We start from the raw sequence: 10018 nt of genomic DNA, 5'->3' as shown, positions 1-10018 counted from the left end.
CTGTAATGCGAGACCGAGCCAGCGACGGCGGGGCCGGCTTTCCAAAAGCGCCCGCGTCGGGATCGCGCCGCTACGGCTGCACGTCGGGAGGCCGTGGGCTCTTGTCGATTTTCTGCAACGAGTCGTCCCGATCCTTGATATCGGCGGCCTTGTCGATCAGCGCGGCTGCCAGATTGGGATCGGAGGTGGTTTTGGAGAACCGAAGCAACGCCACCGCTGCTTCGCGCGCGAACTTACCCAGCACGATACTGAATCCATGAGGTTCTGCCCCAGCAGAGAGAATTTTCGACCGAGGATTCCGTTCCGCAGCAAACGTGCAAAAGTGCACAGAGTGGAGAAAGAGTCGCGCATAAGAAGGGTTTCCAGGCGAGGCGCCTGCGGCAGCCGATCGAATCTCAATTCCGCGATCATCGGCTCGGCCACGAAATAGTCGGAATGGGGCGAATGCGCCACACCGAATCGTCGGCAACCGGGATATAGACTGCGGCAAGCGCGATCGAGCCGCGCGGGATCGGAATGATGCGAGGGAAGGGCGTCACGAAGGACGTTGACGACGAGGCCAAATGATCACGTGCTTTCAACCACAATGCCAGACGGCGGCCGGCTGCAAATGCGGCCGTTCGTGGGACTATCCCGTCAGACTACCAATGCGGAAGGCGATTTCGGAATATACCGACGCCGAATTGCAGAATGAGCTGCATCGACGAGCCGCGCTGGCGCAAAATCTGACCACGGGATGACGCATTGCGGCGTCGCTGCGTTATGACACGGCACTCAAATCCGTGACAGCCATCACCGCTCCGCGTGCACCTTCCGGGGTGACCATGGCAGGCTCAATCCGTTTCAACATCCTCCAGCCTGACTCCGTGACCGGCGAGCAGGCTGCTGCGAGCCTGCTCGATGCGGCGCCGGAAGCGCGGATCGTGCTCGAGACGATAGTCGAACCAGTCGTCTTCTGATTCGAAGCCGATCAATACGCCTGCCGGTTTGCCGTGCCGCGTGATGACAATCTCCTGCGTCTCGGCCTCGCGAAGGTAGCGAGACAAGTCATCCTTCATTTCGGAGAGGGGGACTTCCTTCACTCCGGATTTCCGAACTGTGCGAGCCATGGGTCGGCCTCCGATTTCGCGACAATCGCCAATATTTCGACGGTCGTGCGAGAGACGTCGAAGAACACCCTGATCTCTCCCACCCGCAGCCTGTATTGCGGGTGGCGCAATCCTCGCAATCGCTTGATCCGGCTGCGACTCGTCTTCTCCGGCTGGTGTCGCAGATGCGTTTCGAGTGCCTTGCGCAGGGTCGCGCGAACGTCCGCCTTCAGCCTCCTGAGGTCTTCGACGGCTTCGGGGGCCAGGACGATCGCGAAGGGCATTCTGGCCAGATCATAGCCAGTTTCGCGGCGTGGTCAAATGGCGGATTCTCGGCTGAATTTGCCGGCTTCATGGCAGAACCTGACCGCCGGCTGCATTCCCCGCCCGAAGATCGCCGGCGAAAATAGAGTCAAGAAAGTCTTTCGGATCGCCTCCCTCTCGATCGTCTGTGTACTGAGGGGTTACGTGATCAGTCGGACGGGCGCTCGCGATTCGTTCGCGCGTGGACGACTGGTCGGGGCTTCAGCCGCGCAGAACGATGAACGCCCAACCGCCATGAGCAAAGCAGGATCAGGGCGGTCACCACTGTCGGTGCAAGGGCGGCGCCAAGACGGCCACAGCCGTGCAGCATGCCCTGCGCCGAGCCGCGGCGGTCAGTCTTGATCCAGCGGCCGATGACGGCGGACGAGATCGGATACACGGCAGACTCACCCGTGCCGACGAGGAGCCGCGCCATGACCAGCGTGGCCAGCCTCCGACGAGCCCGGTCGCGATGGTGCCGATTCCCCACAATACACCGGAGAGCGCGAGTCCAAATCGAGAGCCGATCGCATCGGCCAGCCGTCCGCCGACGATCATGAAGCAGGCATAGGTGATCGAGAACGCGGAAAAGGCTGAACCGAGCGAAGTGTTGCTGAGGCCGAGTTCCTTTAGGCCCGCATCTTGAGAGAGATGAATTCGGTTCAACAACGTTGAAGTTGGAGCTGGACGTCGTCGCACTTTGGACGAACCAAAGGCTTCTCGCCCAGCGACCCGGTCAAATCGATCCCGCCATGTTGGCGCGCTTCATGGCAACCGACCGGGCATCATTCGCACCATTGCGCCGGCGGCGGGACTGTCTCGTGTCATGATTTGAGCAACCCTGCTGTGCCTGTCGCGGGCTGGTGTCCGGGCCGCCTCAGGCAACGAGCGCCAGTGCCGGCTCGAGCACGGGCCGGCGAATCCCGGTACGAGAGCGTACCAGCTCCAGCACCGATGAAGACACACCGATATAGGCTGCGGCGATCTCGTGCCCAAGATGCTTCAGCGCGGGCCCGGCGCGCGTCACGGGACATCCGTTTGCCGCGATGACGTGCTTGAAGATGCGAGGAGGCATGACGCCCAGATATTGTGAGATGCCGTTCGCCGTTCCGAACTCCTGGCAGCCCAGGATCAGCTGGGCAACGATGCAACGCCGAGTGCTGGCGTCGAGATCCCGATCGCAGCCGAAACGGGAAGCCTCCCAGATTGACTCGCATGCGGGCAATTCGTTGTCGACGAGATGCGGCCATAACGATTTGACCATGTAGGGTCGCGTCGTCGGAATCAGGCGGGTCGTTCCGAGCGCGTGACCTTGATCGTCAATGGTCAAAATGTAGGTAGCAGCCGGCGTGTCGAATTCATCGTACTCGAGCTGCCGATAGCTTGGCACATTCCAGCCTTGGCGTTCGACGAACATTCTGTAACGGAGCCGATGGTGTGATACCCAGGCTTCGCCATGCCGATGGATCGTCTCCCAGGTGATCGCTACGGTACGCATACGATTGATCCAGCCGCAAGCAGACGACGCTCATGGCAAGTTATCCGATCGTGATGAGGCCAAGGAAACTACCTAATCGAGTAGGTTCAGATCGGGCCAATTGGCTTGGGCCAACCTGTTTGTCGGACTCTCGCAGTCGCGGTTCCTCCGGTGGAAAGCGGCGGCCGGCAAAGGACGAAGCGTCTTCGAGACTACACGCAAAGGTTGTATTGAACCGAAGGCTGGCCTACCGTTCGGCAGAGCCTCTTGAGTTGATCTCGAACGCGGAAGGTGGCGTCGGAAGGAGACCCGTGCGGCGGAGCTGGTTTTGGCGCAATGAGGGCCCGTTCTCGACAGCATCTGCGGTCAGAATACGGGATACGCAATGCAGAATCCGCGGTTTCGCAGATCGCAATCGACCACGCAGGATATCTTAAAAAGGCGTGAAAGCGTCTCTACTACAAGATGAACGCGGATTGTGATGCGCCATTTGCACGAAAATGCCCGAAATGATACTATAATCGTTTGGAGCATGGGACTTTAGGTCTGGCCTACGGCTTTTCCGCGTCCCGCGCAGTCTCGGACAATGTGGTTGCGGAGTCGCTTGAGCTGCGACGAACGAAAAGCAATCCCTCATGGCCAATCCCACCGGGGACAAGAACGCCATATCGGGCCGGCGTCTTGAGGCGCAAAATGGACCTCTTCAGCTTCATCGAATGCTCGAATCAAACGCGATCGCTGTCGGCGCTGTTCGAGCTCCTGGTCAATTGTGCGAGCGACGAAGGATTCAGTCAAGTTGCCTACGGCGCGCTGACCTTTACGGAGGCAGTTCGTCTTCCAAACCATCCGCCGCCTGCGGTGGCGATGAATTTTCCGTCGCATTGGTGCGATCGCTATTTCGAACGCAAGTACTACGAAATCGATCCGGTCGTGCGCCGGACGCCGACATTTTCCGGGCCCTTTGCGTGGGACGAACTCGGAAGTCGTTGCCAGCTGCAAGCCGGCGAGCAACTGGTGTTGGATGAGAGTCGAGAGGCGGGTTTGAGGAACGGCGTTAGCGTGCCGTTATTCGGCCCTCTCGGACGCGTCTCCGTCGTGTCTTTTGCATCGAGGCACGACGATGTCGAGCCTGCGTTGCGAATGAGCCGTCTCAACGCGCTTGCCTGGCAGTTTCACGTGGCGTTTGGCGAGATGAATCCGCGCCTCAAGCAAGACTGCAGCCAGATCGAACTGTCGGATCGGGAGCGAGATTGCCTGCGGTGGATCGCAGAGGGCAAATCGTCATGGGATGTCGGCATGATCCTGAAGATCAGTGACAACACCGTCAATTTTCACGTCAAGAATGTGATGAAGAAGCTCAAGACGACCAACCGGACCATGGCGATCATCAAAGCGATTCGTCTCAATCTGATCGAACTTCCTGGAGGCTCGGAGTCGTCGTTTCCAATGTAGTCTGCCGATGATGTGGCCGAGGCAACCGTGGTGCCCCATCTATTTCGAAAGACGCTGGCTTGCGACTTCTGAGCGCCAACTTGCTTCTCCTGGCGGTGCTGGAGCATGCGACGGGCTGCAAGCCTGTCGGCCGCCAACGAGGTCCCGCGGTCCTTCGACATCAGGCCGTCTCGAGCGGCAAGCCTTCTGCTGTTTTTCGGGGCGGCGGTTCCGCTTTGGCCATGACGATTCCCGAGATCGCAATCAGCAATGTGCCGGCGAAGCCGGCCATGTCTGGGGCTTCTCCCCAAATGGCCCACCCAATGAGAAGGCTCCAGGCGACAGTCCCGTAGTCGTAGATGGCGAGCTGAGAGGCTCGTGCCCGCCGAAAGGCGGCCGCCATCAGGCACTGGGCGAGCCCGCCAAGAATGCCTGTCGCCAACAGCGCCGGTACATCCGATCTCGCGGGCCAGGTCCAATGTGGAAGCGAGAGTGCAAGACCTGCCAGGGTACACCATGCGTGGAAATAGAAGCTGATCGCAACGGGACTCTCGGTGCTCACAATCGACTTCATCGAAGCGTAAGCGCAGGCGAAGAGTATCGCCGACGCAATGCCGGCCGCCATACCCGGAGCGGACGGGTTCCGGGCAAAACCACAGATCACGGCCACCCCGCAGAAGCCGAGCAGGGCGACAAGGACGCGCCTCCATGACACCTGCTCGCCAAGCACCCAGACAGCGATCCCGAGCATGACGATCGGCCAGGCATAGGCAAGCGTTACCGCCGTGCCCAGCGGCAGCCGCGTTACTGTCCAGAAGAAAGAAAGCGTGCCTGCCACGCCGAACAACCCTCTGATCGAGTGTCCGAGAAACCGCGTGGTGCGCAGTCCCCCATCCTCGCGGACGAAACAGAGAAGCGGCACGATGATCAGAAACGCAGAGACGCTTCGCCACAGAAAGATTGTCGGAATGTCGTAGCGCTGACCCAGCCCCTTGACGATTCCATTCATCAACGCAAACGCGACGCTGCCTCCCAGCATCAGCACGATGGCCGTCGAACTCGGACGCTCGTCTCGCTCGCGATACCGAGATTTGCTCATGGTTGTCGAAATCGTCGATGCCATGGATGTGGCAAAGGGCCAAGCACGATGCTGGCCGGCTCGCTATCTATCCCGACAGCAAGCGATCGAAAACCTACCTGATCGGGTAGCGCCGGAACTGGACTCCCGCGCGCCGCGCACAAGGATGCGCTCATCATTCCGGAAAGACCTCGATCGTGTGAAGTGTCAGCGATAGTGTTCGCGCGAAAGTGAAGCACACGCGGCGATTCCCAGAAGTGTTATTCTCGTGCACCGCCGGCTGATGATGTCGGCGGAATATGATCTCGCCAGCGACGAGACCCTACCTGGGTTGATAGTTGCTCTCGCCTCGGCTTGCCGCCATCCTTTCGAGCATCATCGATCAAAGGAGCGACCACCATGACGCTCACAGGCTCGCCGCGCTTTTTGATGTGCCCTCCGCGCCATTTTGCAGTGACCTATTCGATCAATCCTTGGATGAATCCTGAGGAATGGACCAAACAGGCCAGTGCCCTTTCACGTGCGGCCGAGGTCGAGTGGCGATCACTCAAGTCGCTGCTCGAGCAACGCGGCGCCGTCGTCGATCTCATGATCCCGATTCTCGGCCTTCCGGACCTGGTGTTTACCGCGAACGCGGCCGTCGTGGTCGATGGCAAGGCGCTGCTCGCCCGTTTTCGACATCGGGAGCGCCAGCGCGAGGAGCCGCATTTCGCTGCTGCTTTCGAATCGTTGGTCGAACGCAATATCCTGAAGTCCTGCGTGGCTCTTCCGGCGGGCGTCGTCCTGGAAGGGGCCGGCGACTGCATCTGGGATCCGCACCGGGAATTGTTCTGGATGGGGTTCGGACCTCGATCCTCGCGGCAAGCCGCGCCGATCGTCGAAGCGACCTTTGCGGCCGAGACGGTCAGCCTGGAGCTGGTCGACCCCCGATTCTATCATCTCGATACGGGCTTCAGCGTCCTCGCCGATGGCGATATCATGTACTTCAAGCGTGCGCTCTCGCCGAATTCGCTGCGTGCGCTCCATGACCATGTGAATGCAGGCGACCGGATCGAGGTCGATGAAGATGACGCCTGCAACATGAGTCTGAACGGAATCCGGATTGGCAGGACACTGATCCTTTCTGGCTGCAGTCCGAAACTCAGGAACCAGCTCGCCGATCGCGGCTACTCGGTGTCGGTGACCTCCTTGTCCTCCTTCCTGCGCAGCGGTGGCTCGGCATACTGCCTCACGCTGAGAACGGACCTGACGTCGGACAGTCGATCGCCTTCGTCGCAGTTCAAGCCCGCGTTGAATGGGCAGGGCCATGCGGATGAGCCGGGCGGCCGCGCGCACAAGTCCGCGCATTGACGGTTCACAAGCCGGCCTCGTGACAGGACGCCGCAAGGCGGCGCGAAATGTGAAGGAAGCTTCCATGAACATCGGTGTCTTGAAGGAAGTCAAGCAGCATGAGCGGCGTGTTGCGCTGTTGCCAATCCACGCGCAGACCCTTTCGGGGCTTGGTCACAGCGTCTATGTCGAATTCGGCGCCGGCGAGGGAGCAGGCTTCACCGACGTGGAATATCAGGCCAGTGGTGCGAAGCTCGTAGTGAAGGACGAGGTCCTGAGCCGATCGCGACTTTTGCTCAAGGTCAAGGCGCCGCTCCGGTCGGAGTATGATGACTATGCCCCGCACCACATCCTGTTCACGTATCTGCACTTCGACGAGAACATCCCAGCAGAAGACCTCTCCGACCTCGTCGGCCGGGGTTTCACCGGAATAGCTTACGAATGGGTCGGAAGCGCCGGTCAATATCCATTGCTTGAACCGATGAGCCGGCTCACAGGCTATCTCTTCGCCCAGAAATCGCTGGAGCTCTGCGCGACGGAAAAAGGCATCTTCTGCCCCCGCAACGAGAGCATTCTTCCCGGAGGGAGGGCGCTAATCATTGGGTGCGGCAATATCGGGCTGTCCGCATTCAAATACCTGTCCGATCTCGGAATTCCCTTGACTTTGGTGGTCACCAAAGGGAGCGAGGATTTCAATCGGAAGGCAAATCAGCGCTTCGGGACCGCGGGCGTCGACTATCTGCGGACGACCGGGAGCGATCTGGTCGTCATGGACAACAAGGATCCGTATCGTACCAAAGACGCGATTGCTTCAGTCCTGGCGGAGACCGACATCGTCCTCAACTGCGCGGTGCGCCGCGCCGAACTGTCAAAGACGAAAATGGAGTACCTGATCGATCGGGCCATGGTGCGGGTCATGCAGCGAGGCAGTATCGTCTGCGACTGTACGGCCTGCGACCAGGACATGATCGAAACGTGCACGTCGTCGGCCTCGCTTTATCATTCGTACCGTGAACACGATGTCGTGCATTACAATTGCGATCATATCCCGGCGATGGTTGCGAACACGGCAACGCGGCTGCTCACGGCGAGAACCTTTGTCTATGTTCGGCAGATTGCGGATCTGGGATCCGTTCAAGCCGCCAGCGCGGATGACAATCTACGAAACGGAATTTGCTGTTGCGCCAGCCATCTCACTCATGAGCTGTCGGCGCGGAAGAAGGGCCTGCCGTACCGGCGGCTCGGCGACGTCCTTGAGACGCTACCGACGGCGGCCTGAGCAACCGGATCCTGCCGAGATGGTGGAGGCTTCAATGGAGCATGACGCCAAGCATAAACCATGGCTGCTGATTCCAGGACCGGTCAGCATCTGTGATGCGGTTCACCGGGCGATGCTTGAAGACCACTCCGCGGGCGAGCCGGAGATGATCGCGGCGCTCCGAGCGGCGCGAGGCTATCTCGCCGAGCTTGCCAATGCCGTAGGGTGGGGGACCGCCATTCCGTTTCCGGGAAGTGCCACCTATGCCAACGAAGCTGTGATCCGCACTTTCGTCCCGCAAGGCGGCCGCTTGCTGGTCCACACCAACGGAGCATACGGCGACTGGCTTGTCGCCATGTGCAGACGCATGGAGATGCCTCATGAAGTTCTGAGGACGGCACCAGCCCGGCCGCCTTCGCACGACGAGTTTTGTCGGGCTCTCACGGTCAACTCCGACATCACCCACGTCATGATGGTTCACGTCGAGACGAGCAGCGGATTGATCAATCCGATCGAGATGGTTGCGGAGCTGTGCAGAAGCCATCGCAAGGCGTTGCTTGTCGACGCGGTAGCCTCGTTCGGCGCCCTCCCAATCGATATGAGGAAGCTCAACATAGAGGCACTGGTTCTCTCATCGAACAAATGTGTCGAAGGACCGCCCGGTCTGGCCTGGGTGATTTGCGATCGTGCGGCGCTTGACCGCTCTGCGGGGAATGCGAGCTCGCTAAGCTTCGATCTTTGGGACCAGCACGAGACCGTGGATCGAACAGGCTGCTTCCGGTTCACGCCGCCGACGCATGCGATCCGTGGCGCCTACGCTGCGCTGCAGGTTCATCAGGAGGAGGGAGGCTCAGCCGCGAGGTTGCGGCGATATCGAACCAATTGGCTTCGCTTGGTCGGCGACATGCGCAGGCTTGGTTTCGAAAGCCTCCTTGCCGACGCCCATGCCGCGCCAATCGTTGCCACGTTCCATGAGCCGCACGATGAGCACTATGATTTCCGCAAGATGTACGATGGGATGGCGGCCAACGGCTTCATCATCGTGCCTGGCCGATTGGCCGTCCCGGACACGTTTCGGATAGGGTGCATCGGCGCATTGCCGGAGCAGGCGATGTCGCTTGCCGTGCGAACCATCCGCGACGTCCTGAATGACATGGGTGTGCGTCGATTTGGCCCCCTCGAGCGCCGCCAGGCCGAAACGGCGGAACAGCTGATGTAGCCGCTGGGAGGATGCCCCCCAATCCTGTCGCATGCGGCGTACGGGCGATCTTGGCAGCCGGTCCGGCAGTGGTAGTACGCGCGTGTAGGCGACCAAATCGGGCTATTTGGCCACCGTCATCGGCTGCGATGTCGATGGAGGCTCGGCCAGTGAACCGTCAACCGAAAGCACGGGGCTCGATTGCCGGTTGAGCAAGGCCAGATGTTCGGACTTCACTGGTCAAGCCCCCATCGATAATCAAGGTCTGGCCCGTTATGAATGCGGATCGCGGGCCGGCGAGAAACAGCACGGCCTCCGCAACATCGCTCGGGCGTCCGATACGCCGCAAAGGGTGCTGTGCCGCGGCCTCCGCGATCAGTTCGCTCACATCCCGTCCGGGATTGGCTTCGGAGAGCGAGCGGCGTAGCAGATCCGTGTCGATATATCCGGGGGCAACCGCGTTCACGCGAACTCCGCTCGGGGCGTGATCGACGGCGAGACTTCTCGCCAGGGCCGTCAAAGCGGACTTGGCAACGATGTAGGCGGTCCGTCCCGGGGTTGCCGTTACGGCCCAGATCGAGGATATCAGTACGATTGCTCCATCGCCTCGCGCGGCAAGAAATGGCAGGGCTGCTCGCGCAGCAAGAAATGGACCGCGCAGATTCAATCCGAGGCACGCATCCCAGTCCGAACCCGAGGTGGTGAACGTTGATCCGCGAAAAGCCCTACCTGCACAGCACACCAGAATATCGAGACCGCCGTTCCATTTGACCGCTGACGCGATTGCCGCGCCGATGTCATCCTCACGGTTGACGTCCGCCTTCACGGAACGGATTGCTCTTCCGTTGGCCTCCGC

Annotated in this window: 10 protein-coding genes and 1 pseudogene; 4 read left to right on the top strand and 7 right to left on the bottom strand. The window is 60.4% G+C overall.

Annotation, left to right across the window (positions count from 1 at the left end):
• Positions 1-70 precede the first annotated feature (70 nt).
• The 5 genes and pseudogenes from JOY90_RS29345 to JOY90_RS29325 form a co-directional block, all read right to left on the bottom strand.
• A complete protein-coding gene (locus JOY90_RS29345; protein ID WP_291694588.1) occupies positions 71-244 on the bottom strand; it encodes a hypothetical protein in 174 nt (57 codons plus the stop codon).
• A 589-nt stretch (positions 245-833) separates the two neighbouring features.
• Complete coding sequence (locus tag JOY90_RS29340) at positions 834-1082, bottom strand: type II toxin-antitoxin system Phd/YefM family antitoxin (protein ID WP_291694587.1); 249 nt, start codon at positions 1080-1082, stop codon at positions 834-836.
• Positions 1079-1372, bottom strand: coding sequence for a type II toxin-antitoxin system RelE/ParE family toxin (locus JOY90_RS29335; protein WP_291694586.1), 294 nt, complete (start codon positions 1370-1372; stop codon positions 1079-1081). Before JOY90_RS29335 ends, JOY90_RS29340 begins: the two co-directional genes overlap by 4 nt.
• 188 nt (positions 1373-1560) lie before the next feature.
• A pseudogene (locus JOY90_RS40215) lies at positions 1561-2090 on the bottom strand (MFS transporter).
• A 178-nt stretch (positions 2091-2268) separates the two neighbouring features.
• Positions 2269-2889 (bottom strand): acyl-homoserine-lactone synthase, encoded by a 621-nt coding sequence (locus JOY90_RS29325; RefSeq protein ID WP_291694584.1) that lies wholly within the window; start codon positions 2887-2889, stop codon positions 2269-2271.
• Positions 2890-3561: 672 nt separating this feature from the next.
• On the opposite strand from JOY90_RS29325, the gene JOY90_RS29320 reads away from it, so the two are divergent.
• Positions 3562-4320, top strand: coding sequence for a LuxR family transcriptional regulator (locus JOY90_RS29320; RefSeq protein WP_291694583.1), 759 nt, complete (start codon positions 3562-3564; stop codon positions 4318-4320).
• Between the two features lie 160 nt (positions 4321-4480).
• Here JOY90_RS29320 and JOY90_RS29315 read toward each other — a convergent pair whose 3' ends face one another.
• The gene (locus JOY90_RS29315) at positions 4481-5422 is read right to left on the bottom strand and encodes a DMT family transporter (RefSeq protein ID WP_291694582.1); all 942 of its coding nucleotides are present in this window, start codon (positions 5420-5422) and stop codon (positions 4481-4483) included.
• A gap of 354 nt (positions 5423-5776) precedes the next feature.
• Between JOY90_RS29315 and JOY90_RS29310 the strand changes: the two genes are divergently transcribed.
• Genes JOY90_RS29310 through JOY90_RS29300 form a run of 3 tightly spaced genes read left to right on the top strand, consistent with a single transcriptional unit; the run spans position 5777 to position 9183 of the window.
• A complete protein-coding gene (locus JOY90_RS29310) occupies positions 5777-6727 on the top strand; it encodes a dimethylarginine dimethylaminohydrolase family protein (protein ID WP_291694581.1) in 951 nt (316 codons plus the stop codon).
• Entirely contained in the window at positions 6684-7985 is a 1302-nt protein-coding gene (locus JOY90_RS29305; protein WP_291694580.1) for a hypothetical protein, read from the top strand. Before JOY90_RS29310 ends, JOY90_RS29305 begins: the two co-directional genes overlap by 44 nt.
• A 19-nt stretch (positions 7986-8004) precedes the next feature.
• Positions 8005-9183: a 2-aminoethylphosphonate--pyruvate transaminase gene (locus JOY90_RS29300; RefSeq protein ID WP_291694579.1), complete on the top strand. Its 1179-nt coding sequence runs from the start codon at positions 8005-8007 to the stop codon at positions 9181-9183.
• A 157-nt stretch (positions 9184-9340) separates the two neighbouring features.
• Here JOY90_RS29300 and JOY90_RS29295 read toward each other — a convergent pair.
• The coding region (locus JOY90_RS29295; RefSeq protein WP_291694578.1) for an SDR family NAD(P)-dependent oxidoreductase at positions 9341-10018 on the bottom strand (678 nt) is incomplete at its 5' end.

Origin of the sequence: Bradyrhizobium sp. (genome assembly GCF_019242285.1) — a bacterium.
GTDB lineage: Bacteria > Pseudomonadota > Alphaproteobacteria > Rhizobiales > Xanthobacteraceae > Bradyrhizobium.
The sequence above is the reverse complement of the archived record's forward strand: the minus strand, read 5'-3'. Positions and strand labels throughout refer to the sequence as shown.